Source organism: Clostridium sp. UBA2485 (assembly GCF_002341865.1).
Taxonomy (GTDB): domain Bacteria; phylum Bacillota; class Clostridia; order Clostridiales; family Clostridiaceae; genus Clostridium_J.
The window spans coordinates 106,410-132,873 of record NZ_DDOV01000049.1; the positions used below are offsets into that span (position 1 = coordinate 106,410).

Here is a 26,464-nt window from a genome sequence, read left to right on the forward strand (position 1 = left end):
AGGATGTTTTTATGATAATTAAAATTACAGAAAAAAATTATGAGGCGATTATTTTATAGATTTCTCTATTCATTTAACCATGTGAATTGAGTATAGTTTTATATTGTTTATCACCTTAGAAGGAGATTGTTATGTACTATACTTATTTAAATGATTCTCATGTTGAAGAGATAGCTACTATTATTTCAACTAATTATAAAAATGCGAGGGTAGCATTACCTATTTTATCTGATAAATATGAAAATATTGAAATGCACATAAAGGAAATTAAAAAATATGTAGATAACAACAATTTTGTTGTAGCTATAAAATCTGGTAAAGTTACTGGATTTATAAATGGAATTAGCATTAATGAGTTTAAAGGAACAGCAAAAGGAGTATTATCATTACCTTCACTTCATGGAATAGCTGATGGATATGATAAAAGGTATTTATATAATGAACTCTATAGAAGAGCTTCTGATTTGTGGGTTAATTCAGGTTGTTATACACATGCTGTAATGTTGTACGTTAATGATAAAAATGTAATTGATTCTTGGGTGATGAATGGATTTGGTATGTTGGTTATTGACGCTGTACGTCCTCTTGAGAAAATAGCTATATCCAATATAGATAATAATATGTTGATAAGAAAGGCTGATATAACAGACCTTATTGATATGGAACATCTTTTTAAAGGAATAGACAAGCATCTTTCATCATCACCAATATATTTATATAATCATATTAGTGAAAACTATATAGATGAATATAGCGATTGGCTTAAAACAGAAGGTAATAACTTATGGATTGCCGAGATTAATAGCAAAATTATAGGTTATTTAAAAACAAATACAACTGAAATTAATATGGATGAATTAGATGATGGTTATACAATGGCAATAAATGGAGCTTATGTATTATCAGAATATAGAGGACAGCATATAATGTCAAGATTATTAAATGTAGCAACTGATTGGGCTATTGAAAAGGGCTTGAAACGCTGTTCTACAGATTTTGAATCTGCTAATATTGAGGGAAGACGTTTTTGGCTTAAACATTTTACCCCATATTACTATTCAATGATTAGAAGAATTGATGAAAGAAATCATTTAAATTCAATTAGTATTGGAGATAAATGATATGGGGGAAATTATAATTGAAACAGAACGTTTATATATAAAACCTTGGTCATTAGATTATGCTGATGAGCTGTACAACTTAATGTCAGACAAGCGAGTTCATATATACACTGGGGACACTGTTTGGACTAAAGAAAGAACTAAGGGATATATCCAATTTAATATTAGTAGAGAAAGTTTATCATTAGATAACTTTCATGGAGCAGTTATATTAAAAGAAAGCAATAAAATTATAGGATTAACAGGCTTGAATCCATATTTGTTGAAGCAACCAGAAATTGAATGGCAATTAGGAGTGGATTTTTGGAATAAAGGATATGCTACTGAAATTGGAAAAGCTGTCATAGAAACTGCTTTTAAAAATAGTAATATAACAAAAATATATGGTATGGCTAATCCTAAAAATATTGGGTCTATGAGAGTTATGAAGAAAATTGGAATGACTTGTCTTGGAATTAGAGATTTCAGGGGTGCGCAGCATATGTTTTATGAAATATTACGCTAAATTTAACAGATTTATGATAAGAATATATTATAAATAAAGTTCTAACAACTATAAAACTAAATAATTTTCTAAGATACCGTAGTATTCAGAAATGAATGCTACGGTATTTTTAAATATGTAATTTTATTATGTTAAAACTTACATATTTAAATTTAAAAATACAAACAATGTTCTTTGAAAACTAAACATAATGTAATTACAAAATATTACGTAGTAAGAGTGTATTTGGAGCAACTAAGTTACAATAATAAATCTTAAACTAATAAATTTTAGATTATTTTAATATATGATATAATCTATAGTTAATATAAAACTTTTGGAGGAAATAGAAATGGAGTTTGTAAGAATAAATTCTAGTGATAATAATTATTTTGATGATGTAATGAATATATATAAAGTGAGTTTTCCTATATTTGAGCAAAGAACTATAAAAGATCAAATGGATGTTTTAAAAGATGATAAATATAATTGTATGGCTGTTTGTGAAAGCAATAAATTAGTTGGAATATTATTATATTGGGATTTAGATAACTGTAAATACATTGAACACTTAGCAATATCGCCTAGTATACGAGGAAAAAACTATGGTTCTAGAATTTTAAAGGAGTTTTGCGAGAATAATGAAACTATAGTTTTAGAAATAGACCCACCAGTAGATGATATATCAATTAAAAGATTAGGGTTTTATTCTAACCTAGGATTTAAGCTGCAAGAATTTGAGCATATTCATCCACCATATAGAAAAGAGTATAAAGGTCATAAACTAAAGATTATGAGTTTTAATAAAAATCTATCTGAGGATGAATATAATAAATTTAATGTATTCTTAAAAGAAAGAATTATGAAATATTCAGAGCATAATGATTAAATAGTACTGATTCACAGTTATTAATTAATTCATAATTTTAATATTAATTGATATGATATATGATTTAATTAGCAGAATGCATTATGCGTATATACTAGATTTAACAACTTCAAAAGTGAATAAATTTTTAAAACACTGTATCATTTAGAAATAGATTTTACAGTGTTTTTTATTGCGCAATTTAAAATATTTTGCACTTTATATTAACTTTATAAGTAACTTATAGAACTATGTTAGTTACTACTTTTGTTGGAATAAGAAGGAGAACAGTATTTCTTAGGGAATATATTAGGAGGAAAAAATTGAATATTACATAAATGAAAAATATCACAATAGAAAATGATTTATGTAATTGGAGGAATATAATGATTAATGATTTAAAGACATATTTGGAAAATATGAAAAAGCCTTGGAGTGCATTATACTATAGATTGGTTTGGGAGCAATTACCGCAAGTAACTAATTGTAAAGTCCTCGATTTTGGAAGTGGATTGGGAATTACTGCAAATCATTTAGCGAAGAATAATGATGTGGTAGCAATAGAACCAGATGCTGGCATGATAGATATGAGAATATGCGAGAACAATTATAAACAGATTATTGGTAATATAGAACAATTAAAAGAGCAAGATGATGATTCCTTTGATGTTGTAATATGCCATAATGTCTTTGAGTATGCTAAAGAGCGAAAAGAAATATTTAGAGAACTATATAGGGTTCTTAAACCAAATGGAATAATATCCATAGTAAAACACAATCATACAGGAAGAGTTATACAAAAAGTTGTTTTTGAAAATAACATTGATGAAGCAATATCTCTGCTTGATGGTGGAGAAGCTAAAGTTATGAATTTTGGACAAGTAGATTATTATAATATAAATGATGTTAAAGAATGGATAGATGATTTAGATATTAATATTGAAAAGGTTCTTGGAGTTAGAACGTTTTTTGCTTTGCAGCAAAATAATGAAATTAAGTATAATCCAATGTGGCAAGAAAAAATGTTTGAAGTTGAAATGAAAGTGTGTGATATAGATGAGTATAGAAATATATCTTTTTATAATCACATCTTGTTAAGAAAATTGACTTGAATATAGCATGTTTAATTAATTAAAATATCAAAATAGGATATCTAAATAATAGTTAAATTTATTATTCTTAAGGGGTTGTTGCAATATGATTAAAATTTAGTCAAGGGCGATAGCCCCTTTAATTTATTTGTTTATAAAATATAATAATGTTTGTGTCATTTAATTATGTAATTTAAACTTAAATAAATATAATTAAATATCATTAATATGATGCAGCAAAATATAACACTTTGTATTTACCTCTCTTGGAATCTTTAGCTATACAAAATAAAAATATTATTTGAAGAAGAATATAGAGTAAAGTATATACTATAATTTTTTTATAACAAGTAAAAAAATTATTAACTCACTTTAAAAGTTATTAGTATATGTGAAGGATAAATATATTCCATATGGAACTATTATACATAAATGATTTATAATTGAAATAACTTATAGAAAATATACTTATTTTCATCAGATGATTTAATTCAGAGAGGTGAATTAGTATTATTTTATAATTAAAATCTATTGTAATATGGAATTTTAATTTAAAGGAGATGATAAAATGAAATACGCATTAGTAGTGAATAAAGTTACATCTGATATTAATCTAAATGTAGAGTTAATATTAAAATTTATTAAGGAAGCAAAAAGCAATGATGCTGAATTTATAATATTCCCGGAATCTGCTATTACAGGATTTGATAATCGTGATATACCTGAATACGATTTTAAGTTAGCTTTTAGTGAAAATTCAAATGTTATTCAATCTATATGTAAATCTGCAAAGGAAAATCAAATATATATTTCACTGGGTTTTTTTGAAGAAGATAATAATTCTATATATGATAGTACAATATGTATTGATGATTCTGGAGAGATAATATGTAAATATAGAAGAATAACAAAGGGATGGCACGGCAATGAAGCTGATAAAGAAATATATAAAGAAGGAGAAGAAATTAAGACATTTTACATTAAAAACAAAAAATATGGTTATTTAATTTGTGGAGATTTATTTGATGATAAGTTGGTTCATAAGATTAGAGAGGAGAATATTGATATATTAGTATTTCCATTTGCAAGATCTTTTTATAATGGACATGTTTCTCAAGAAAGATGGGATGTAGAAGAAATGCCATCTTATATAGAGCAAATTACTAAGTGTAATGCATTAACATTGATGATTAATTATATTGAACATTCAAAGAGTACTGAATATTATTACTTTGGAGGTGCCTATGCAGTAGATAAATTAGGAAAAGTTATAGCTAAAAAAGAAATTGGAAGTGAAGGTATATTATATATTGATATATAAGCAATATAGTAAAAGTTAATTTTTTATAGGGCGAACAATGTTCGTCGGTTCTTTTTTATATATAATAAAAAAACGATATATGAGAAAAATTTATTGATACTATTATCTGAAAATAAAGAATTTTATATAAATTAGAAGAGGAAATGGAAGATAATAATTTAATTCTAAAATAAGCTTTTAAGCTTTTTAAATTAAATATACTGGAAGTTAATAATGGGCTTATATAAATATATTAAAAAGGAGTAATTAATGAAAAATATGAAATATATTCAAATACAAAAGGACAATGATGAACAATATGAGCAGCTATTAAAAATGTGGATTCCATATTTAAAAGAAATAGGAAGCAAAGAAAGTGATTCGGTAATAACTAAATATGCTCGTCAAAGAGTGGATATACAAGGAAAACGAGAAGATATGCACTTTGAACTTTGCTATGATGATAATACCATGGTTGGATTCTGTTTTTATGCAGTTGATTTGGGAGGTATAAAAAATATTCTACCTCCCAACCTTGGATATATTATGGAATTTTATGTGTTGCCTCAATATCGCCATCAAGGTTATGGAAGCGATATATTTAAGCATATAGAGAGAACCTTTTTTAGTCATGGTGCAGAATATATGTACCTAACACCAGAGGAAGTTAGCGGAGCACCATTTTGGAGTTCGTTAGGCTTTAAGGATAGTGGAAAAATAGATTCAGATAATCATGAGCCAATATACATTAAAAAAGTTGAATAAATAATATAGCATTGAAATAATCTATTTTAATGGAGAGTCATATTATAGTTTAAATATAAAATATGTGGATGTAAATGAGCAGAATATACAGAGTGTAGGATTCTATAGGGATACAATAAAAGTAGTTTAATCCCTTAAAAATTAAGGATTAATAATTAAAAATGAAAAATTTAGGATGAAATTCATTCTCAAAAAACTTCAAAGGTNNTTAATTTTTCATTCATAGAAAAGAATTTTTGTTATGGAAATCAAAATCATGCATAAGTTAAATTTTTATTAAGGAACCCTATATAAGTATATGGGATTTGGTATATTTAAAAGATCAGAACTTGATGACGAGGAAATCCATTTCCTATACTACATATGAAATTAAAGTAAATATATTTAATTTATAACTTTCTTATTTAAAGTAATAACTGAAAAAATGAATAATTTACTAAAATCAAATATGAAAATTCTGTTACTTTGGCATTTGCTGCTGATTTTTTACTAACAGTATTCAGCATGGCGAACTCACGTCGAGGCACATGGGATATTACCCGAAATATAACGCCCGCGATGCTGTGGTTAGCCACCCATTTTACCCGATTGCTTATGGTCTGCCGGCTTCCACGAATTTTTGGGCAATCATTTTCGGTTCAGTTTGGAAGGTCGTAAAATGGTCTCCATCACCTTGAATGTATCGGTAAAAACCGAGGTGACTGGATTGGTTTGTATGCCAAGCGAACGGTCCGGGTGGAAGTGCGATATCTTCAGTCAGGTTAAGATAGCTTTTTGGAATCTGCAGGCTGTAGAACTTTTTCAAATCGAGTTTTTGGAACAATGGACCCGCAGGTTCCGGCGTAATTTTGCTGTATATCTCTTTCGCTTCCTTTAAGCTGGCCGTGTTTGTGAAGGAATCGCGGAACAGCGGGAATGGAAGCATAATCGTATTGTTACCTGAAACATCGGCCAGTTGTTTGAATGTTTCTTGAACAGACGGTGGAAGTTGATCGTATAAGCTTTGTCCGTCCAGAGGAACAAAAGCGTTAGAAAATACGACACGATCGATTCGATCAGGAATTTGTTGGGCGACTGTCATAACAACCGTACCTCCGAAGCTATGTCCGAGTAGTATGATATGTTTTAAATCTTTTTTCTCGATATATTCGACGACGGCATTAGTGATTTGCTCGTGGGTTACGTTTTTATCTGTCAAGACACCATGGCCTGGCAATTCCGGTACATAAACTGAATGGCCAAGCTTGCGAAGCTCAGCAGCGACTCCATCAAATTGGCTGACGTCAGCCCAGGAGCCGTGAATGATAACGAAGGTCAGCTTTTCTTGCGTTTTGCTCGTTCTTTTCACCTCAGCCTCAGGAACTTGTTTCGATACTGCCACTGTTGCGGAATTAAATTGATTACCGATTTGAAAGCCGAGAAAGGCAATTATAGCCAGTCCCACGAGAGTAATTATTCTTTTGTTTTTAATCATATTCATGTGCAACCTCCTAAATGATAACATTTTTGCTCTAATTACAGCAATACCTGAGTTTATTCGTGATCCCATTTTCTCTACTCTCCTTCCTTTGATTTATAGCTGCCAGAAACCGTCTCTGCAGGGGCAAAACCCGGAAAGTCTTTGACGATCATGTCAGGCACCTTAAGCGGTTTGCTAGTCAAGAAATATTGTTTACTTCATCGTGCAATATTATTCACAAGATAGGATGCCTAAGAGTGAATAACTGGCTGGAAGTCCGAAATTATTTTTTTATGCGCCGTTCTTTGAAAATTGAATAATGCGGTATTAAGAAAAGAAGCAAATTAATGGTTATGTAATGTATAATTGTATTATATACAACAAGATATATACAATATAACTGTGAAGGTATCGATGCTTTAAGTTTTAAAAACGAACTGTCTTATTTTGGTTAACTAAATTATACATTCGGAGGTAAAAATAATGAATTTCAATGAAATAAATATTTCAACAGAAAGATTAGCATTAAGGGCTATTAGAATTTCTGATGCAGAGTCCATATTTAAATATCGTTCAAATCCACAAATATATAAATTTCAAGGCTGGAAACCACAAAGGGTTGAAGAGGTAAAAGAATTTATTAGTGAAAAAGTTGCTAAAATTCCGAATATACCAGATACATGGTATCAACTTGGAATTTTTCTTAAGAAAACTGATGAGTTAGTAGGGGATATGGGGATTCATTTTATAGACTCAGATAACTTACAGGCAGAAATAGGATTTACACTATCTTTAGAGCATCAATGCAAAGGATATGCTACTGAAGCTATCATTGCTGTAATAGATTACTTATTTAATAATTTAAAAAAGCATAGAATAATTGCTTCAGTTGACCCTAGAAATATAAAATCTATAGCATTGCTTGAAAGAATTCAAATGAGAAAAGAGGCACATTTTAAGAAAAGCTTTTGGTTTGATAATGAATGGGCAGACGATGTAATATATGCAATTTTAAAAGAAGAATGGATTAATCAAAAAGCAAAGAGTAACGATGAATAAAATGTAGCAATTTTATATTACTACTTAATGTTCTTATAAGGCATAACAACTAGGAAACTCAATAATTCGATATTTAAAACATGTTATAGTTAAGAACATATTTTCAAGTGCTAAGACACAATAGTAATTTTATATGCAGTAAAGATTATCTATATTATATGAAGAAGAAATGGGGATGTATTATGCTAATAGATGGGAAGATTGTAGAATGTGAATTTGAATACACAAAGTGCTTTTCAGAGTTTTATGAAAATGAAGATATAATTAGGTTTCGTGATAATCAATTGATTGATATGTATTATCACAATTATACATATATAAAAAAAGCAATGAGTAAAATTGAGTTGAAAAGTATTATACAAGATGAAATTTCACTGAGGTTATCTGAAAAAAGTAAATTTTGTAATATTCTTTTAAGTTCTGATTTTAACAGCTCTTTGATGTCTACTATTAAATACAATGCTGAAATATCAACAAATGGATATTATTCCTTTGATATTTCTTATTTTTCAAGACTAAATGCTTTATCTGGTTGCATAATAAAGAAGGTCAACAATGAAGAAATGGTAGATGATATTTTATTTTGTGACTTGCAACATGATGAGAAAAATCTTGGGAAAGATTTTTGCACAAGGAGATGTTACAGACGTGGCAAAGTATATGTTTCTGACAAAGGGGTCAATTCTTATGTTTGTTATCATAAGGGAGATATAATTGGAAATTGCGATTTGTTTATGTATAATGGGATTGCGAAAATCGAAGATTTTGCTGTTAACCCCATATATCAGCGCAAAGGATACGGAATAATCATTTTGAAATCTCTAATTGATATAGCAATAAAAGAGAATTCCCATACTATTTATCTGGTTACCGATGAGGATGATACTGCAAAGGAAATGTATAAAAAAATTGGATTCAATAAAATAGGTGAAAGAGCTGATTTATTTTTTCAACTATAATAAACTTATGCAAGATGAGCCTAAGTTTATTATAGTTAAGACACAAATTTTTTATTTAACACAACAATTGAAAAGAAGAACAATTTATAAAAACACCGTATTATTCAAGTTGGAATTTTATGGTGTTTTTGTTTCGTAATTTGATTATATTATGAATTAACTTTTTAATCTAAAAATACGAATAATGTTCTTTGAAAATTGAATAATGCGGTGAAAAAATAGTATGAAAATCTTCAATTATCTATATAATATATGGAATTAGTTGGGGGTTAATGATATAATTACAAGTAATTGAGTCAGAATGGTGAAAAAATACGTAGTGATAACTAATAGCTCTATATCGGGAGGGATTGGTTAATGAATACTGAAAAATTTATTCGTAGGTGGAGAAATATAGAAAAAAAGGTCAGGGAAGATATGTATTCATTAATGGTATCCTAATGGCGATGGGGGTTTCTGTAGGCTCTATAACTAGCATATTGATTACCCGAAAATCCTTTGACCCTTATAACCATTTTGGATATTTTATTGGAGGTTTTATAGGAGGAGTAATTGGAGCACTTATAAGCTGGGAGAGAAATGAAAAAAATATTATAAATTATTACAAGACAAATAGTACAAATCTTTATATTTAACATTGCACAATATTAAGTATGAGTAAAGGAGGAAAAAAGGGTGAAACTAAAAGTTTTAGTAGACAATAATACATACATTGACCAATATTATTGTGGCGAACCTGCTGTTTCCTATTATATTGAAGATGAGGATACTAGCTTACTACTGGATGCAGGATACTCTGATTTATTTCTAAGAAACTCAACTGCATTAGGTATAGATTTAGAAAATGTAAGCACTATTGTTATTTCCCATGGTCACGATGACCACACAAGAGGATTAAAATACTACTTTGAACAAAATAATAAAAATAATATTTCTATTGTTGCTCATCCAGATGCATTTAAAGAAAAATTCATAGACAATTTAAAAATTTGTTCTCCTATTCTAGAGGAAGAATTAAAAGAAAAATGCAATCTAATTCTTTCAAAAGAGCCTATTAAAGTTAGTGAACATATAACTTTTTTAGGGGAAATACCTCAAATAAACCACTTCGAAAATAGAAAACCTATTGGTAAACAAATTGTTGGACAAACTTCAGTTGATGATTATGTAATAGATGACACAGCTCTTGCATATAAGAATGAAAAGGGCATTTATATTATTACAGGATGCTCTCATAGTGGGATATGCAATATAATCGAATATGCAAAAGAAGTATGTAAAGATAATCGAGTATTAGGAGTTATAGGAGGATTTCATTTATTTGAAGTAACTGAACAGGTTAATAAAACTATCGATTATCTAAAACAGAACAATATAAAGGAGTTATATCCTTGCCATTGTACTTCATTTGCTGTTAGAGCAGAAATACATAAAACTTTGCCTGTAAAAGAAGTTGGAGTGGGTTTGGAAATAAACTGGTAAAAATATAAGAAATGAACTTATATTATAGCTATAGTGATACATAATAATCTTTTTTAGCGTCACAACAATAAAAACCGAATAATTATTCTAAACACCGCATTATTTAGAATTGAATTTTGCGGTGTTTTTACGTAGCAATTCAAATATTTTATGACTTTATATTAACTTTAATAAGTGATTTACAATACTATATTTAGATGGTCCTTTATTAGAATATATTGGAGATAAATAGTAATTGAAGTATTTACCTAAAATGGATTTTACTTTTTACCTGGCGATATGATGCTGGAACTACCCTTATTAGTTAGCTCTAGGCTACTTTTTAATTCCTGTTGGTTGTGATTCAGAGAAATGTTGGCGAGGCCCCTTATTACAGGCGTAGGAAGAGAAATAGGTAAAGTCATAGCAACATAATATACTACTAGTGGTGCAAAAGTATGCTGTTTACCAAGGAGTCAGAATGAAATCTATGATACAGCAGGTTTTACAAATAAGAACAATAGGAATGCAATAGCATTAACCTATGACGCTAGTAATTATAATGAATTAGTAAAGAAAGTATTTCAAAAAAATTATAAAACTTATGGTGGAGCCTATTATACATCTAAAGTAGTAATTCCATATATCAAGAAACAAGGTGGTAGTAAGATAATTACAATTGGCTTAGGAGTAGGACATTAAGGAAGAATTAATTTTAACAAAGAATTTAGCTGAAACCTCATCAGATGAGCACATAAAGACTTATGGAAAAACAATAGAATTCTATTCTCTCGTTGAGGTAGAAGGCGCATCTGTGAAGCACAAATTAACTTTATTGACAGATAAAACAAGCTACCATTTGATATTATTACTGAGGTTAGACTTTTGCCTACTATCATATTTTAGTTTAGCCTGACATGCTACACAAATTTATTTGTAGACTCAAAATCTATATCCCACTTTTTAGATAGTTGTTCTTTACCCTTAGCTGTTAACTTAATAGCTCTACTATCTCCTGTACGCTCTATCCATTGATTATTAAAAAATATGTTCATTAGAGCTTTTCCTACACTACCAGCTACGTGATGTTTTCTCTCACTCCAATCTAAACACATTCGGCAGTAGCATCTTTTTTCTTTCTTTAATAACTCAATATTTACTCCATTGGACTCAAAAAAATTTTCCCCTTCTGTGCTTAAGCTCCAACCAGCTTCTGATTTTATAATATAATTCTTTTCAAGTAACCAATCAGTAATTTGTACTCCTATTTTTCCAGCTAAATGATCATAGCAAACCCTACCAAAATATAGCATCTGATTTTCAATACTTTGATTTAATGACCTTGAAGGTTTTAAAGGAGAAATTTGAAGCCAACTCTCGAGCATCTGAGCCAACTCTTTATTACTTATTTGATAATAATGAAATCGTCCATGTTTTTCCATAACTATCCATTTCAATTCAGTAAGCTTTGCTAAATGATAAGAAGCAGTATGAGATTTAATTCCAGCAGCTCTAGCTAACTCATTAACAGTGTGAAATTCACCATCCATCATTACCATAAGAATGGTAGCGCGTGATTTATCAGCTAAAATTTCTGCTAATTGTGATATTTGTGGAGTTCCAGTCATATATATCCTCCTAATAATTTCATATATCGATGAGCATTGATGTATCTATAGTATATAATAACTTATACAAATTGTACAAGGGGTGAGTCTATGAATCATAAAATTATAAATCCTATAAATAATAAAAATACTTATGAAATGGGGACAAATATGGATATTACAAAGCAATTATACTTAGCAAAACAATTTCAAGAAATTCACCATCGTAATAAGATGTTTATCCTTCCTAATGCGTGGGATGTTGGTAGTGCAGTTATATATGAAAAATTTAATTTTCCAGCAGTTGGAACAACAAGTGCTGGGCTTGCTTATAGTTTAGGTTATTCTGATGGAGAAAAAATTGATTTTGAACATATTGTTCAAATAGTAAAGCAAATAACTCAAAGGATATCTATTCCTGTGAGTGTAGACATTGAATTAGGTTATGCTGACACAATTGATGGAATAGTGGAAAATGTAACTAAGATTATTGAAGCTGGTGCAGTTGGAATCAACATTGAAGATGGCTATTCCAAACCAACTCCTTACCTAGAAAATCTAGATATTCAAATAAAAAAAATCCAGGCTATATCTAAGCTTAAAGAGAAGTTGGGAATTCCCTTTGTTATTAATGCTAGAACTTGCGTATTTTTTATTAAAGCAGGAAAAGAGGAGGAAAGGTTATCTATTGCTATTGAAAGAGCCAATGCTTTTCATGAATCAGGTGCTGATTGTGTTTTTATACCTGGTGCAATTGAAGAATGTAATATTTCAAAATTAATAGAAAATATTCCTGCACCTATTAATATTCTTGCCACACCTATGACAAATAATTTAGAAAATTTAGAACGATTAGGAGTTAGACGATTAAGCCTTGGTTCTGCTCCTGTTAGAACTGCGTATTCAAACCTAATAGAAACAGTAAAGCAGATACAGGATGAAAACAAAATTTCAAAATTACTGGATCACGATTTTTCCTATGAAATAGCTAATAAGCTATTTGCACGTTAACTATATAAATATAACTCAAGTGTATAAATTATTAGTAAAATGCTAAAATAACATATTATAACTTCCCAATTAAATTATATAAAATATTAATACGAGTTTAAAATATTTAACATAATTGCATATAAAATAATTTAACTTACTATGAGAAAGAAATATATGTAGCTGAACTAATAAATGTTAATTCGTAGTTTTCTTATAGGTTGCAATAAGAGTAAACTTGAAATTGCAGCAACCATATATGATATTGTGTATTAACTGTTTAAATTAATAAAATTAATTAACTTTTGATTGGAGGACTGTACATGAGCAAAATAGTAAAAACACCCAAAACACCTTATTATGCTGTTATTTTTACATCAATAAGAATTTTAGGTGATAATGGATATAGGAAAGTAGGAGATGAGATAGTAAATATTGTTTCTAAAGAAAAAGGTTTTTTAGGGGTAGAAAGTATTAGCGGCGAAGATGGATTTGGGATTACAATATCATACTGGGACTCTTTAGAAAGCATTAATGCATGGAAAAATAATAGTTACCATATGAATGCAAAGGAAATGGGAAAAAAGATATGGTATTCAAAATATATGATACGAATTTGTAAGGTAGAGAGCGACAATTATTTTGAAAATAATTTTTAATTCACATTCTTCTTCTTATTATTATTCATTAACTAGAGTAAAAAAAATGCTCTAGTTTTATTTTTTAGCGTGTACCTAAAATGGTGGTTTGTGATACTAGATGTTCCGACTAAAATTCTGCTACATTTATTATACTAAGTTAAAAAAGAATTGTAGGAAGTTATGTGTGCTACGAATAGAATTTTTACTGGAATCCTTGTAGGTATAATTTTTATAGCGAGGGTTTTTGTGCTTTATAAAAAATTAAGGGTAAGTAATACGGAATCTTCTTATAATACGTAATAATTATATAATTAAATAATTTATTTATAATATCGTATTATTCAACATTAGTATGCGGTATTTTTTATTTCGTAATTTAAGTAAAAGACGAATTAGTTAATGAATTCTAAGATACAAAAATTAATTTCTTTGAAAACTGAATAATACGGTATTAAGAAATTATATATAATTAATGGATATATTGGTGTATAATTGTAAGATAAAGCGCACTTAATGGCTATTTTCTGCAGTTTGCATAAAGTAGCGCTTACCGATTAACAATTAAAATATTTCTTTTCTGTACAAATTTTATTTTTTAGATTAAAGTACTAACCTATGTTTCTGGTAGTTTTTATATATAGTATGAATGTAATTGAGCATTGATGAATAATATATTATGAAAACAGTCTACCAATTTAAGTAAGTTCCAATATAGGAGGTATAAAATGAGTTACACTAATCCACATGGCCAGCCACAAGGAATTGCAATGCTTGATACAAATAAATTAAGGGAGATATTAATAGGTGAAATTGATGCGATAAACGGTTATGCTGACCATATTGCAAATTCAAACATGGAAGACATTAATGCAGCTTGGAAAAGTATCATGAGAGATGAAAAGAAGCACTATGGCATGATTCTTTCATTGCTTCGTAAATATGATCCAGCACAGTATCGAGCATATTTAGACCATATTGACGATAAAAAAGGACCTAAGTCACCTATGCAAACATATACACCAAACTACGATAAACAGATAATCTTAAATAATGTAAGACAAGACATAAAAGGCGAATTTGAAGCTGTTATCCTATATGAACAGCAGTTAGCTATTATCCCCTATGATGATGTCAGGTATGCATTGCACTCAATAATTAATGAAGAGAAAGGGCATGCCGAGCATTTAACACAACTATTATTAAAATATGATACAGACCAATATAACGGTCTTAAATAAAAAAATATTAAATTATTGCCATTTTTTTGTTGACTTGCCAGGAGCGTAACATCCATATTATGTTACATTTTTCTTATAAGATGTAATAGCTATAAAATCGAATAATTATTCGAAATACCGTATTATTCAGAAATGGATTTTACGGTATTTTTATTGCGTAATTCAAATATTTTATGACTTTATATTAACTTTAGTAAGTGATTTACAATACTATATTTAGATGGTCTTTATTAGAATATATTGGAGATAAATAGTAATTGAAATATTTACCTAAAAGAAAGGAAAATAGGTTAGAGAATCATAATTATTTACAGTTTGGATATTATTTTATAGCCTTATATATTTAAAATAGGATATATATTTTATGTAGTAACATTTAGCGATGAACAATGCTCACCCCTACGACACCATAAATAATAAATCAGATGAAAGAAGATATTAAAAGACAAGTTGGTTTTCAAATTTAGTAAAAATTATATCATAATTATATTATTCACAAAGTTAATATAATAACATCTATTAAAGACATTATTGATTCATATTAATGAAGTAAATTAATTATAAAGCAACGTAACTATTGAATATAAAAATATGGATAATGTTCTTTGAAAAGTGAATAATACGGTAGTTAAGAGTCAGATCAATTATTCATAAATCTATGCTCAAGTGAATAATGTATTAATAGAATTATTATTCATTGGAGGTTATAAGTGGGATACTATATTAGGGTAGAACCAAATGTAAAAATTTATGTGGAGGATCTTAACCCAGAGGGAAGGAATACAATCTTGTTTTTACACGGATGGCCTGGTAGTCATAATTTATTTGAATATCAATTTAATCAGCTTCCCAAGATGGGTTATAGATGCATTGGAATAGATACTAGAGGATTTGGAGATTCGGATAAACCTTATACAGGTTACGACTACGATCGATTGTCAGATGATGTTAGATGCGTGGTTGACGAATTAGGATTATGTAATTTCACATTGGCAGGACATTCAACGGGGGGAGCTATAGCTATTCGATATATGGCTCGTCATAGAGGTCATGGAGTATCTAAGCTTGTTCTTATTGCTGCAGGAGCTCCTAGTGTTATCAAGCGTTCGAATTTTCCATATGGTTTAGATAAAGAAGAAGTAATCAAAATTATTCAGGGAACATATACTGATCGTCCTAAAATGCTACAGGATTTCGGAGACATATTTTTCTTTCAGCATATAACTGAGGCATTATCTGATTGGTTCTTCCAATTGGGATTACAAGCAGCTGGATGGGCAACTGCGAGTATTGCAAATACTTGGTTACGTGAAGTATTATTTTCTGATTTAGAAAAAATAAATGTTCCGACTTTAATTATCCACGGCATTCATGACAAAGTTGTTCCATTCTCATTAGGTGAAGTACAAAATCAATGTATTAGAAATTCGAAGCTTATACCATTTAAATTTAGCGGTCACGCATCATTTTATGACGAACAAGACAAATTTAACAAAGAATTGATTAGATTTATTGAAGAATAAATTTTTCCAACAGAAAGTGCCATAATAAAAATATTGAAAGCTAATAATTAATCTTGATACCGTATTATTCAATTAAATGTTACGGTATTTTTGTTTTCTAATTTAATATTCAATTAACGTATTGGCTTATAGCAAATTTATTATTTGGATATTTAATATATTCAGTAAAGGACTATATTAAATATCCAAAGAGGCAATAGTTAAATCGCAACACAAATATTAGATGACGTAACTATTTAAATTGAGGATATGAGTAATGTTCTTTAAAAATTGAATAATAGGGTATTGAAATAATTTATTTTAATAGAGAAGCCATATTATAATTTGAATGTAAATTAAGTTATAATATTAGAATATTATAACTTAGGTATAAGGATATTAAATAGCAAATATAATAGTAGAAGGTATGACATGTAATATCTAAATTATACTCATAACAATCAATTGCTACTCGCTTTACTATTGTTATTATTTGTGATATTATGATAAAAATATTTTATTTTTGGAGGAATTAATAATGGAAACAGACCCTGAACCCGCGAATTTAACTTCACAATTAATTTTAATAGTCATTTTAACATTGATAAATGCATTTTTCGCGTCAGCTGAGATGGCTATAGTATCTTTAAATAAGAACAAGATGAAAATTCTTGCAGAAGAGGGAAATAAGAAAGCAAAACTACTATTAAAACTTATGGAGGAGCCAACGAAATTCTTATCTACTATTCAAGTAGGAATAACTCTTGCTGGATTTTTTTCTAGTGCTTCTGCCGCTACTGGATTATCAGGTGATTTAGCGCAATATCTAAATAGATTTAATATTCCTTATAGTGGACAAATAGCCTTAATAATAGTAACTATTATACTTTCTTATATAACATTAGTATTTGGTGAATTATTTCCTAAGAGAGTAGCACTACAAAAATCAGAGACAATAGCAATGATTTCCGTAATGCCTATACTATATATATCTAAAATAACTGTACCATTTGTAAAACTACTTTCAGCATCAACTAATATTTTGATTAGATTATTTGGTCTTGAAATAGATGGTTTAGATGAAAAGGTGTCAAAAGAAGAGATTAAGTCTTTGGTAGAAGTTGGACAAGAACATGGAGTTATAAATGAAACTGAAAAAGAAATGATAAATAGTATATTTGATTTTGATGATAAATTAGCAGATGAAGTAATGACACCAAGAACTGAAGTATACTTAATTAATATAGATACTCCTTTAAGTGAAATCTTAGATAAATTAATAGAAGGAAGATATTCAAGAATTCCTGTGTATGAGGGACAGATTGATAATATTATTGGTATTCTTTATATGAAAGATTTCTTCATTGAAGCAAGAAAGTATGGTTTTGAAAATGTAGATATTAGAAGTATATTACAACGACCATATTTTGTCCCAGAAACAAAAAATATTGATGAGTTATTTAAAGAATTACAAGCCTCTAGAAAGCATATGGCGATATTAATTGATGAATATGGAGGGTTCTCAGGAATAGTATCCATAGAGGATCTTATTGAAGAAGTTATGGGTAACATAGAGGATGAATATGATGAAGATGGACCAGCTATAAAGAAAATTGATAACAATACTTTTATAATAGATGGTATGCTTTCACTAGATGATTTTAGTGATTATTTTCATATAGATATTGAAAGTGACAATTACGATACAGTAAGTGGATTTATTGTTGACCTTCTTGGACGTATTCCAGAGACTACTGAGGAAGAAAATATTGAATATGAAAATTTAATATTTAAGTTAGAACAAATAAAAGAAAAAAGAATTGAGAAAATAAAAGTTTATATTCAAGTAAAAGCTTAGTTTTGTATTAATTATATAAAACTATAATCTTATATAATTAATTATTTAATATAAAAATAAATAGTAATAACCAATACCGTATTATTCAAACGTGAATTTTACGGTGTTTTTTCGTTGTAATACAAATATCTTATGATTTATATCAACTTATAACCATGTATGTTTAAAATAGGATATATATTTTATGTAGTAACATGTAAGGGTAAACAGTATTCATCAGTTCTTTTTAATACGTCTTATAGTTTAATATTTATTCAATAATATATGGTAAACACTATTCACCGCTACGGTTAATCAATTCTAAATTTCTCAGTTACCACTGAGAAATATCCGAAATTGTGAACTGTGAGTTTTGAGTTTAGTAGTTTTAGTGACAATACCAATAAGCATTAATTATTTTCAGAGATAGATTAAATTTAGGAGTGGTATATCTATACATTACATGCTCATTTTCATTGGCGGCTGTTAAGCAAATTATGAATCGTTGATAAGTGAAGTAATACGATGTTTAAAATAGAAAAATTTATATTCTTATACAAAGGATATAAGTAATAATGAGTAACTTCATATAATATCCTAGTAATAATGAAACGAAGTTTTAGTAATTCCGCAAGTCTAAACTTCCTGTCCGTGGAGGGATGATAGATATAAATAGCGACAAGGAGTAGTTTTTACGGAATTGTAAGATTATACACTATTAAGTTATTTAGAAGGTGAATAAGTATGGCAACAAGACCACAAATTTTACGTACAGGAGATACAATCGGAATAGTTACTTTAGGGAGTCCATTATCTGCAAATGCCATTAATACTGGCATACAGACTCTTAATAATATGGGCTTTAATGTAGTTTTAGGAAAATATGTATATTCTTCTAATGGATATCTTGCAGCCACAGAAGAAGAGAGGGCCTCTGATTTGATGGAGATGTTTAAAAACCCTGATGTGAAGGCTATCATACCCTCAAGGGGTGGAGTAGGTGTTGCAGGTATTATACCATATCTTGATTACTCTGTCATTGCACAGAATCCTAAAATTATCACAGGGTACAGTGATATAACAATTTTATTAAATGTTTTGTATGAATGGGCTGACTTAATTACTTTTCATAGTCTTCTTTTAATAGACTTTAAACCGACTACTCCTGAATACAACTTCAATCAGTTTTTCACTGCTACGTCTACACTTACCTCACCAAGGGAACTTGAAAATCCTCCTGGAATGCCTCTAATAAGCAGAATCCCTGGAAATGTAACAGGCCCTATAGTAGGAGGTAACCTTACATCCTTTGTAGATAATCTTGGCACCCCATTTGAAGTTGATACCAAAGGAAAGATAATATTAATCGAAGAAGTTCATGAGCCTATTAATACAGTTTACAGGTATATAAACCATCTAATATTAGCAGGTAAATTTAGAGATTGTGCAGGGATTATTATGGGTGAATGTACGAATTGTCCGATTGCATATGGTAAGTCATATGAAGATTTAATTAATGAAGTTATAGTGCCATTGAATAAACCTCTTATGACAAATTTAGCATCAGGGCATGGCAGATACAAGATGGCTATACCTATAGGTGCTCAAGCTAACCTTAACACTTATAACAATACATTGACAATACTTGAACCAACAGTGCGTATATAAAGAGATAGAACGTTTTTTCGATTATTATGGAATAAGGTAACCATTTTATTCCATAAGATTATTTATGTTTATTCACGGAATAAATCATTTACTTCTGCATATCAAATTCTGATGGACACCACTATATACACATCAATGCCGACAATTCTGATTTAGCGCCACAACTGAAAAAACGAAGGATTCATAAAACACCGTATTATTCATAACTGAATTTTACGGTTTCTTTACGCCGCATTTCATACTGACTTTAATAAGTAGCTTATAATAATATGATAGATAATGTTATTTATAAAATAAGGAGAGTAATTATTTTTATTGAAATAGGAAGAAGGAGAACAATACTTTATAGGGAATATATTACAATTAAATATTGAACTAAATTTATAAAAATAAGCTTTAAATGGAATTTAGTACAATAAAAATAAAACTTGCATTATAATAGGATTTTTATGGAAGGATGAATTTTATGGACATAATACTAAAAACAAGAAGGACTGATCATGTAGTAACCTTTTGGGAAAAAACTCAAGATGAAGAAATAAAAAAAATATTTCCCTTTAGTATTAAATCTTTAGACGAAGCATTAAGATTATTTGAGGAGTCTCTAAAAGAAGATGCTTTGAGCTACGGCAAAGTAATCTATTTTGAAGGAAAATATGTTGGAGATATTTGGTGTTATAGTATAGATGAAAGTAATGAAAAAATGTCTATGCTAAGTGTTGTCATCTTTGAAAAGGAGTTATGGGGTAAGGGGATAGCAACAGAGGTTACAAAAGCTTTTGTTAAAGAAGTATTCAATAAGTTTGATATAGAAAAAATTGGAGCCTTTACATATTCCAATAATTATGGATCAATAGGACTATTAGAGAAAGTTGGATTTGTAAGAATTGAAACATTTGTTGAAGATGGAATTGAATCAATGTATTTTGAAATACAGGATAAAAGAGAGAAGAGGTACTAAGAGAATATGATGCTAGCTATAGTATTATATATGAGAAAAGTAGAATGTTTTAAATAAAGCTAAGAAATTTGTTATTAATAAAGTATAATAATGAGATATTGTATTCAAATAATTTACTGATTTGATTATTTATCAATTAAAAAATCTGAAAATAGATAATCTTGCATGAATTGTTGCGAATAGGGAGGAAAAATGAAAGATAATAATTTAATTCTAAAGCAAGCTTTTAAACTTTTCCAATTAAATATACTGGAAGTTAATATTAATAAAATTGGCAATTCAGCTAATCTTATTTACGAGTTACAAAATGAAAACAATGCATATATTTTAAGAATTTCAAAACAAAATTCCTGTAATTTATCACGTTATGAGGCTGAAATGTATTATATAAATTATCTATTTCATATGAAAGTAAATGTATCAAAAATTATACCATCTATAAATAATAAGCTTGTAGAAGTTATATATGATAATGACCAATGCTATTTTGTTTCAGTGTTTGAAAAAGCTAATGGACACCCTCCAAGAGTGGATAATGTTAATGAATGGAACGAATCATTATTTTATCAATGGGGAAAAACAATGGGCAAGATTCATTGTTTAACGAAGGATTATATACCGAAAGAAAGAATAGTTGCAAGGGAACAGTGGAATGAAGACATCAATTTTAGAGAAGGATATAGAATTACTAAAGAGGATTTTGCTATTTATAACATATGGACAGAAATAATAAATGAAATGAATACTTTGCCTAAAGATAAGGACTCTTATGGGTTGATACACAATGATTTCCATCAATATAATTTTTTTATTCATGATGGTAGTATAATAGTCTTTGATTTTGATGATTGTTTATATCATTGGTATGTTTGTGATATTGCAATTGCTCTTTATCATTCTTTACAAACAGTTCCTATAAGGAACGCACAAGAGCGTATAGAGTTTGGAGTTAAGTTTATTGAAAGTTTCTTAAAAGGATATTTAGAAGAAAATAAAATTGAAGAAGAATGGATAGAAAGAATACCATTATTTTTAGAATATAGAAGGATTTGCTCATATAACTTTATTTTAAAATTATGGACAAATTATGAGATTAATGATTCACAGAAAGAGTATTTAAAAGATATGAAATATAATATTGAGAATCGACTACCTTATATTGATATAGATTTTAAAAGGTTGAAAAAAATTAAATGACTTAGGCTACTATAGTTTGTTTCATAATTTAATTAAAATGCGACGTAACATTAGAAATTTAAAGTACGAATAATAGTCTTTGAAAATTGAGTATATAGTATTAGAATATTTATCGCTTAGTTTATCAAGTACATTCATCTATATTTTGTATTATATGTTACAATTTTATATAAATGGTTCTTCATTGTAGAGAACAATAAGCAAAGACTATTTACATTAGATTGGGAGGTTTAGATGATTAAATATTTGGACATTTGCAAAGAAACTACTCGTTTACAAATACGATCATTAAATATGGACGATTACCAAACATGGCTTGAAGGATTTAATGGACAAGAGCCATCTAAAACAAAGTTTGATGAGGGATGGTTTGATACATCCTTTTTAACAGAAGAATGGTTTAAAAACAAACTTAAAGAGCGCGAAGAACTTGGTAAAAAAGATTACAGCTATATGTTGAATATTTTTTCGAAAGCTAATGGTGCATCAGTTGGATATTGTGATATAACCACTCATATGAGAGAAGATTTTCAATATGCACGAATTGGATATACGATTTTCAATCAGTTTTGGCAACAAGGATATGCAAAAGAGGCCATCCGTGCGATTGTCCAAATTGGATTTGAAGATCTAAATTTTCATCGTTTGGAAGCGCACATTAATATAGATAATGAGATATCAAAAAAGGTTGTTCTCTCTGCAGGATTTAAATTTGAATATATTAGAGAAAAATTTATTATGGAAGATGGTATTTGGATAGACAATGAAGTGTATTATATACTCAACAACAAATAGATGGCATGAGCATAACACACAACAAAATTACTTCATTATCTTAATATGTAGTTTACATAAGACTAAATATAACATGTAAAAGTACCGTATTATTAAAAAAGAATATACGGTATTTTTGCGCCACAATTCAAATAAATATGGAACAATATATAGTTTTAGAAAAAACATGTGCGATAGCAAAGAAAGGGTATTGTTTGAAATTTTATGTTGGAGTAAGTTTATTTATACAGATTGTCAAAGTAATTCCATTATTGATAGAACACAAGGGTAAGAGTGAGAACATGTAGGGTTTGTATTTAAGTTGAGGTATATGAATAATCCGGCCACCTTGGAAGCCGGATGTGATGATACGACAGTCATGCTTGCTTTATTCAAGCGGATAGTCATAGCGAATGAAACCTTTGTGATGCGCAATCTTGTCATAGAGAACACGAGCGCCGGTATTGTCTTGGTGAGTTTGCCAATAGAGCTTAGAAGCGTTATGTTCGTGCGCAGCTTGAGCTACTTGCTCAATGAGTGCGCGAGCTACACCCCGCCCACGGGCAACTTCATCGACAAAGAGATCTTGTAGATAACAGACTTTCTCCATCCAGATAGTGCGATGAAACAGGTAGTGAGTGATACCAATCAAGTTTCCTTGAAGATACGCGCCAAAACCGAAGATTTCATCGGAGTTTAGCAAGTGGTTCCAAACCTCGTCGTATTCGGAGTCGGGGAGATCAGTCTCGTAAAAGGTTTTGTAACTTCGAGCTAAAATATTCCAGCGGTTACGGTCCTCTGCTCTTAGAGGTGCTATGTCAATTATAATTTGTTGATTCGATATTTTTGTCATCTAATAATCATCCTCCCAATTATAGTAATTGTATTTAACTAGTTAATTGTAGTATGCAATATATAATTTTCACGGCTTAAGAGATATTTGTATGAAACATCGCGCATGTTTAATTCTACCATATGTCTTACACAAATAATAGAATTGAAATCTTCCCTAAAAACTATTATACACGTTTCAAATATTAGGGGTAACAAGGGGAAGAAGGAATGGCGAAAAGTGTTCTTTTGAAGTATGATAAAGAACTTTGGATTGCATACTTTTGCCCAAGTTGAAAAATATTTGTAGCGCGGAAAATTGCAGGAAATGCGGTCAAAAGTTAGATTGGAATAATAAAGATGAGTATAAAGGAAAGTTAAGTGGAGTTAATTTACATTACAAATATTTTGTGATTTTATATTAATTTTAACAATTAGTTTATATTATATGAGTGAAAAAATTTAGATATACAAAGGAAAACTGGCTAACACTGTTCGTCCCTACGATATTATAGATAATAAAGTATAATATTATTAAGATAATTGACAAGTATTTTATACAATGTTATTATCGTTATAAATTTAATAAATAAAAGCGAAGAAAAGAAGTAGTAGTTACATAATACTGGCTAAAGAGAGTAGGTGATGGTGGAATACCTACGCTAAGAGTGTAATGAATAACATCTTGGAGTTTCCAATAGAAATCTATATTTATATTAGAGTGTATATTTGGACGGAGCCAAACCGTTAGGAGTTGGACAGTATCGAACTTAGAAATAGTTCTGTACTGATATCGAGTGAGCATATGTAAGCTAACATAGGTGGTACCGCGGAAGTTATACCTTTCGTCCTATTTTTTTAGGATGAAGGGTTTTTTTATATTTAATAATAGTTCACTAAATTTTAAAAATAACAACAAATAAAGTTTAATTATATAAAAATAAAATAAAAAAGGAGGCTATATTATGTTTGATGAAAGGATTTTTAGATTAGGAACAAATTCAATAAAATGGGATAGATACAATAATGAAGAAATTATAGCTATGGGGACAGCGGATATGGATTTTATGTCGCCACAGTGTGTTACTGAAGCGTTAATCAATAGGGCCAAATTAGGGATGTTTGCCTATGAATTAAAATCAGATTCATATTATAATGCTATAATTGACTGGTATGATCAAAGGTACAATTGGAGGATAAAAAAAGAATGGTTGTCTAGTTCCCCAGGTATTTGGGCAGGAGTTAGAATATGCATTGATTCATTTACAGAGCCTGGAGATAAGATAATGGCACATTCACCAACATTCCATCCAATCATTGATATAGTAAAAAAAAGTGGACGTGATTTGGTAACAAACTCACTGATACTTAAAGATGGGCATTACAGCATAGATTTTGAAGATTTTGAAAGCAAGATTGCTGACAATGTAAAAATATTTATACTAGTCAACCCTCACAATCCAAGTGGCAGAGTATTTACAAGTGAAGAGCTTACACGAATAGGTGAAATTTGCAATAAGTATAAAGTTCTAATCCTTTCTGATGAGGTACATGGTGGGGTAATATTTAAAGGGCATAAACATATACCCTATGGATCTATTTCAGAAGAATTCGCAATGAATTCCATTATTATTACAGCTGCAAGTAAATCTTTTAATTTACAGGGTTTGACTCATGGCATATTGATTATACCTAATAAACAATTATTGGATATTTATGAATCTGCATTGATAGGATATGATTTTGATTTCGCAACAAATGTATTTAGTTTAGCTGCTGTTGAGGCTGCATACAGGCATGGCGGACCTTGGTTAGATGAATTAATTACATATTTACAAAGTAATTTGCACTATCTAATTGATTATTTTGAAGTAAATATACCCAAAATTAAAGTAATTAAGCCTGAAGGTTCATATATGGTCTGGTTGGATTGCAGAGAATTAAAAATGAATAAAGATGAACTTGAAAATTTCTTTATGACCAAGGCAAAGGTTGCATTAACATTTGGATCAGGATTTGGAAAAGATGGTGAAGGGTTCGCTAGAGTTAATATTGCCTGTCCTCGAAACTTATTGAATGAGGCATTTGAAAGAATTAAAGAAGCAGTAAATAGTATTACGTAATATTCTTATTTAATGTAGTAAATATAAAAATTAAATAATTATTAAAATACCGTATTATTTAGAAATAGATTTTACGGTATTTTTTATTATCCAATTTAAATATTTTTTTGATAAGTAGATTATAGTACTGTAATAACTATTATTTTTATTAGAATAAGGAGAAAGGAAACAGTATTTTCTAGGGAATATATTGTGAATGAAAAGAGTTTTAGACATAATATAAATTTATAAAAATATAAATTATTACACTTAAAGGAAGAATATTATTTTATAATTATATATTAAAAATGCATTCTGTGTAGGGGAGAACAGTGTTCTCCCGAAAATTCAAAACCACCTCATAATCATATTATTCACAATCAGTATCATCTATTAAAGATGTTATTGATTTATTATAATGACGTAAATTGAATAAAAAGCGACGTAAATCTTAAAATTTAAAGCACAAACAATGTTTTTTGAAAATTGAATAATGCGGTATTAAATAAATTAATAGTATGGCTCTATAAACATATTATGATATAATAA

General features: G+C 29.0%; 24 protein-coding genes and 1 other annotated feature. Of the genes, 21 read left to right on the top strand and 3 right to left on the bottom strand.

Going from position 1 to position 26,464, the window contains the following annotated elements; translation table 11 throughout:
• Positions 1-131 precede the first annotated feature (131 nt).
• The 6 genes from B3603_RS09900 (at position 132) to B3603_RS09925 (ending at position 5,629) form a co-directional block, all read left to right on the top strand.
• Positions 132-1,121 (top strand): GNAT family N-acetyltransferase, encoded by a 990-nt coding sequence (locus B3603_RS09900; RefSeq protein ID WP_291564010.1) that lies wholly within the window; start codon positions 132-134, stop codon positions 1,119-1,121.
• A gap of 1 nt (position 1,122) precedes the next feature.
• Complete coding sequence (locus tag B3603_RS09905; protein WP_291564015.1) at positions 1,123-1,626, top strand: GNAT family N-acetyltransferase; 504 nt, start codon at positions 1,123-1,125, stop codon at positions 1,624-1,626.
• A gap of 331 nt (positions 1,627-1,957) precedes the next feature.
• Entirely contained in the window at positions 1,958-2,494 is a 537-nt protein-coding gene (locus tag B3603_RS09910) for a GNAT family N-acetyltransferase (protein ID WP_291564018.1), read from the top strand.
• A gap of 365 nt (positions 2,495-2,859) precedes the next feature.
• Positions 2,860-3,585, top strand: a complete 726-nt coding sequence (locus B3603_RS09915) for a class I SAM-dependent methyltransferase (protein ID WP_291564021.1) — start codon at positions 2,860-2,862, stop codon at positions 3,583-3,585.
• A 547-nt stretch (positions 3,586-4,132) separates the two neighbouring features.
• Entirely contained in the window at positions 4,133-4,885 is a 753-nt protein-coding gene (locus B3603_RS09920; RefSeq protein WP_291564024.1) for a carbon-nitrogen hydrolase family protein, read from the top strand.
• Positions 4,886-5,134: 249 nt separating this feature from the next.
• Positions 5,135-5,629: a GNAT family N-acetyltransferase gene (locus tag B3603_RS09925; protein ID WP_291564027.1), complete on the top strand. Its 495-nt coding sequence runs from the start codon at positions 5,135-5,137 to the stop codon at positions 5,627-5,629.
• 592 nt (positions 5,630-6,221) lie between these two features.
• Here the strand turns inward: B3603_RS09925 and B3603_RS09930 are convergent.
• Positions 6,222-7,109, bottom strand: coding sequence for an alpha/beta hydrolase (locus tag B3603_RS09930; RefSeq protein ID WP_291564030.1), 888 nt, complete (start codon positions 7,107-7,109; stop codon positions 6,222-6,224).
• 95 nt (positions 7,110-7,204) lie between these two features.
• Here B3603_RS09930 and B3603_RS23255 point away from each other — a divergent pair, with 95 nt between their 5' ends.
• The 5 genes from B3603_RS23255 to B3603_RS09950 all read left to right on the top strand — a co-directional run bounded on the left by B3603_RS23255 (position 7,205) and on the right by B3603_RS09950 (position 10,588).
• On the top strand, positions 7,205-7,408 hold the full coding sequence (locus B3603_RS23255) for a 5' nucleotidase, NT5C type (protein WP_396153210.1): 204 nt from the start codon (positions 7,205-7,207) through the stop codon (positions 7,406-7,408).
• A 163-nt stretch (positions 7,409-7,571) separates the two neighbouring features.
• Complete coding sequence (locus tag B3603_RS09935) at positions 7,572-8,147, top strand: GNAT family N-acetyltransferase (RefSeq protein WP_291564033.1); 576 nt, start codon at positions 7,572-7,574, stop codon at positions 8,145-8,147.
• Between the two features lie 158 nt (positions 8,148-8,305).
• A complete protein-coding gene (locus B3603_RS09940; RefSeq protein WP_291564036.1) occupies positions 8,306-9,106 on the top strand; it encodes a GNAT family N-acetyltransferase in 801 nt (266 codons plus the stop codon).
• A gap of 383 nt (positions 9,107-9,489) precedes the next feature.
• A complete protein-coding gene (locus B3603_RS09945) occupies positions 9,490-9,741 on the top strand; it encodes a hypothetical protein (RefSeq protein WP_291564039.1) in 252 nt (83 codons plus the stop codon).
• A 40-nt stretch (positions 9,742-9,781) separates the two neighbouring features.
• Positions 9,782-10,588: an MBL fold metallo-hydrolase gene (locus B3603_RS09950; protein ID WP_291564042.1), complete on the top strand. Its 807-nt coding sequence runs from the start codon at positions 9,782-9,784 to the stop codon at positions 10,586-10,588.
• An 899-nt stretch (positions 10,589-11,487) separates the two neighbouring features.
• On the opposite strand, the gene B3603_RS09955 is transcribed toward B3603_RS09950, so the two are convergent.
• A complete protein-coding gene (locus B3603_RS09955; RefSeq protein WP_291564045.1) occupies positions 11,488-12,195 on the bottom strand; it encodes an ArsR/SmtB family transcription factor in 708 nt (235 codons plus the stop codon).
• Between the two features lie 90 nt (positions 12,196-12,285).
• Here B3603_RS09955 and B3603_RS09960 point away from each other — a divergent pair, with 90 nt between their 5' ends.
• The 9 genes from B3603_RS09960 to B3603_RS10000 all read left to right on the top strand — a co-directional run bounded on the left by B3603_RS09960 (position 12,286) and on the right by B3603_RS10000 (position 23,003).
• Positions 12,286-13,185, top strand: a complete 900-nt coding sequence (locus B3603_RS09960) for an isocitrate lyase/PEP mutase family protein (RefSeq protein WP_291564048.1) — start codon at positions 12,286-12,288, stop codon at positions 13,183-13,185.
• A 302-nt stretch (positions 13,186-13,487) separates the two neighbouring features.
• Complete coding sequence (locus B3603_RS09965; RefSeq protein ID WP_291564051.1) at positions 13,488-13,823, top strand: antibiotic biosynthesis monooxygenase family protein; 336 nt, start codon at positions 13,488-13,490, stop codon at positions 13,821-13,823.
• Between the two features lie 707 nt (positions 13,824-14,530).
• Positions 14,531-15,043, top strand: coding sequence for a ferritin-like domain-containing protein (locus tag B3603_RS09970; RefSeq protein ID WP_291564053.1), 513 nt, complete (start codon positions 14,531-14,533; stop codon positions 15,041-15,043).
• A 710-nt stretch (positions 15,044-15,753) separates the two neighbouring features.
• On the top strand, positions 15,754-16,566 hold the full coding sequence (locus B3603_RS09975; protein ID WP_291564057.1) for an alpha/beta fold hydrolase: 813 nt from the start codon (positions 15,754-15,756) through the stop codon (positions 16,564-16,566).
• 517 nt (positions 16,567-17,083) lie between these two features.
• On the top strand, positions 17,084-18,403 hold the full coding sequence (locus B3603_RS09980; RefSeq protein WP_291564060.1) for a hemolysin family protein: 1,320 nt from the start codon (positions 17,084-17,086) through the stop codon (positions 18,401-18,403).
• A 723-nt stretch (positions 18,404-19,126) separates the two neighbouring features.
• Positions 19,127-20,050 carry a S66 peptidase family protein gene (locus B3603_RS09985; RefSeq protein WP_291564063.1) on the top strand — a complete coding sequence of 308 codons (924 nt, stop codon included), beginning with the start codon at positions 19,127-19,129 and terminating at the stop codon, positions 20,048-20,050.
• Positions 20,051-20,516: 466 nt separating this feature from the next.
• Complete coding sequence (locus tag B3603_RS09990) at positions 20,517-21,011, top strand: GNAT family N-acetyltransferase (protein ID WP_291564066.1); 495 nt, start codon at positions 20,517-20,519, stop codon at positions 21,009-21,011.
• 192 nt (positions 21,012-21,203) lie between these two features.
• On the top strand, positions 21,204-22,208 hold the full coding sequence (locus B3603_RS09995) for a phosphotransferase enzyme family protein (protein WP_291564069.1): 1,005 nt from the start codon (positions 21,204-21,206) through the stop codon (positions 22,206-22,208).
• Between the two features lie 234 nt (positions 22,209-22,442).
• On the top strand, positions 22,443-23,003 hold the full coding sequence (locus tag B3603_RS10000; protein ID WP_291564072.1) for a GNAT family N-acetyltransferase: 561 nt from the start codon (positions 22,443-22,445) through the stop codon (positions 23,001-23,003).
• A gap of 367 nt (positions 23,004-23,370) precedes the next feature.
• Here the strand turns inward: B3603_RS10000 and B3603_RS10005 are convergent, their stop codons facing one another.
• Positions 23,371-23,835 (bottom strand): GNAT family N-acetyltransferase, encoded by a 465-nt coding sequence (locus B3603_RS10005; protein WP_291564075.1) that lies wholly within the window; start codon positions 23,833-23,835, stop codon positions 23,371-23,373.
• A 567-nt stretch (positions 23,836-24,402) separates the two neighbouring features.
• Positions 24,403-24,669: a binding site (T-box leader), on the top strand.
• 109 nt (positions 24,670-24,778) lie between these two features.
• On the opposite strand from B3603_RS10005, the gene B3603_RS10010 reads away from it, so the two are divergent.
• Positions 24,779-25,936: a MalY/PatB family protein gene (locus tag B3603_RS10010; RefSeq protein WP_291564078.1), complete on the top strand. Its 1,158-nt coding sequence runs from the start codon at positions 24,779-24,781 to the stop codon at positions 25,934-25,936.
• Positions 25,937-26,464: the final 528 nt, after the last annotated feature.

What these genes read in the sequence shown, in the direction of transcription:
- B3603_RS09900 (WP_291564010.1), top strand. Translation starts at nt 132, where the DNA reads ATGTACTATACTTATTTAAATGATTCTCATGTTGAAGAGATAGCTACT.
- B3603_RS09905 (WP_291564015.1), top strand. Translation starts at nt 1,123, where the DNA reads ATGGGGGAAATTATAATTGAAACAGAACGTTTATATATAAAACCTTGG.
- B3603_RS09910 (WP_291564018.1), top strand. Translation starts at nt 1,958, where the DNA reads ATGGAGTTTGTAAGAATAAATTCTAGTGATAATAATTATTTTGATGAT.
- B3603_RS09915 (WP_291564021.1), top strand. Translation starts at nt 2,860, where the DNA reads ATGATTAATGATTTAAAGACATATTTGGAAAATATGAAAAAGCCTTGG.
- B3603_RS09920 (WP_291564024.1), top strand. Translation starts at nt 4,133, where the DNA reads ATGAAATACGCATTAGTAGTGAATAAAGTTACATCTGATATTAATCTA.
- B3603_RS09925 (WP_291564027.1), top strand. Translation starts at nt 5,135, where the DNA reads ATGAAAAATATGAAATATATTCAAATACAAAAGGACAATGATGAACAA.
- B3603_RS09930 (WP_291564030.1), bottom strand. Translation starts at nt 7,109, where the DNA reads ATGAATATGATTAAAAACAAAAGAATAATTACTCTCGTGGGACTGGCT.
- B3603_RS09935 (WP_291564033.1), top strand. Translation starts at nt 7,572, where the DNA reads ATGAATTTCAATGAAATAAATATTTCAACAGAAAGATTAGCATTAAGG.
- B3603_RS09940 (WP_291564036.1), top strand. Translation starts at nt 8,306, where the DNA reads ATGAAGAAGAAATGGGGATGTATTATGCTAATAGATGGGAAGATTGTA.
- B3603_RS09955 (WP_291564045.1), bottom strand. Translation starts at nt 12,195, where the DNA reads ATGACTGGAACTCCACAAATATCACAATTAGCAGAAATTTTAGCTGAT.
- B3603_RS09960 (WP_291564048.1), top strand. Translation starts at nt 12,286, where the DNA reads ATGAATCATAAAATTATAAATCCTATAAATAATAAAAATACTTATGAA.
- B3603_RS09965 (WP_291564051.1), top strand. Translation starts at nt 13,488, where the DNA reads ATGAGCAAAATAGTAAAAACACCCAAAACACCTTATTATGCTGTTATT.
- B3603_RS09970 (WP_291564053.1), top strand. Translation starts at nt 14,531, where the DNA reads ATGAGTTACACTAATCCACATGGCCAGCCACAAGGAATTGCAATGCTT.
- B3603_RS09980 (WP_291564060.1), top strand. Translation starts at nt 17,084, where the DNA reads ATGGAAACAGACCCTGAACCCGCGAATTTAACTTCACAATTAATTTTA.
- B3603_RS09985 (WP_291564063.1), top strand. Translation starts at nt 19,127, where the DNA reads ATGGCAACAAGACCACAAATTTTACGTACAGGAGATACAATCGGAATA.
- B3603_RS09990 (WP_291564066.1), top strand. Translation starts at nt 20,517, where the DNA reads ATGGACATAATACTAAAAACAAGAAGGACTGATCATGTAGTAACCTTT.
- B3603_RS09995 (WP_291564069.1), top strand. Translation starts at nt 21,204, where the DNA reads ATGAAAGATAATAATTTAATTCTAAAGCAAGCTTTTAAACTTTTCCAA.
- B3603_RS10000 (WP_291564072.1), top strand. Translation starts at nt 22,443, where the DNA reads ATGATTAAATATTTGGACATTTGCAAAGAAACTACTCGTTTACAAATA.
- B3603_RS10005 (WP_291564075.1), bottom strand. Translation starts at nt 23,835, where the DNA reads ATGACAAAAATATCGAATCAACAAATTATAATTGACATAGCACCTCTA.
- B3603_RS10010 (WP_291564078.1), top strand. Translation starts at nt 24,779, where the DNA reads ATGTTTGATGAAAGGATTTTTAGATTAGGAACAAATTCAATAAAATGG.